Annotated in this window: 2 rRNA genes; both read right to left on the bottom strand. The window is 57.7% G+C overall.

The features are described 5' to 3' along the window. Positions 1–54: 54 nt before the first annotated feature. Positions 55–166 (bottom strand): 5S ribosomal RNA (gene rrf, locus WX88_RS26805). A gap of 129 nt (positions 167–295) precedes the next feature. Continuing rightward, positions 296–681, bottom strand: a 23S ribosomal RNA gene (locus WX88_RS26810); the annotation flags it as partial.

The following is a 681-nucleotide window of genomic DNA, read 5'->3' on the forward strand; positions in this document are numbered from 1 at the left end:
AAACGCAAACTGCCCCTGCGGCTGGTGAAAGCGGCAGGGGCAGTTGCGAAAAAAGGTTGGCGGCGACCGACTCTCCCACCGGTGAAGGCAGTACCATAGGCGCACCGGGGCTTAACGGCTCTGTTCGGAATGGGAAGAGGTGAACACCCGGGCTAAAGCCACCATTGCTGGCGGGGGTTGCGTGTTCTGACTAGTTCTGCCAGGGGGGCAGAACGCAACCCTCAATAACTCGACATAAGGGGACAAAAACGAAGCGGCTGTTGCGCGCTCGACGAATGGATTCAATTGCTTGAATGTAGCGAAGCCCTCGGCCACTTAGTACGGCTCAGCTATTGCATTTCTGCTTGTTCACCTGCCGCCTATCTACGTCGTCATCTCCGACGGGCCTTCATATTGGGAAATCTCATCTCCAGGTGAGTTTCGCACTTAGATGCTTTCAGCGCTTATCTCGTCCCAGCGTAGCTACCCGGCGCTGCACCTGGCGGTACAACCGGCGCACCAGCGGCTGGTCCATCCCGGTCCTCTCGTACTAAGGACAGGTCCTGTCAAATTTCCAACGCCCACCACAGATAGGGACCGAACTGTCTCACGACGTTCTGAACCCAGCTCGCGTGCCACTTTAATCGGCGAACAGCCGAACCCTTGGGACCTTCTCCAGCCCCAGGACGTGACGAGCCGACA

It is taken from the genome of Hymenobacter terrenus, assembly GCF_000972495.1.
Lineage (GTDB): Bacteria > Bacteroidota > Bacteroidia > Cytophagales > Hymenobacteraceae > Hymenobacter > Hymenobacter terrenus.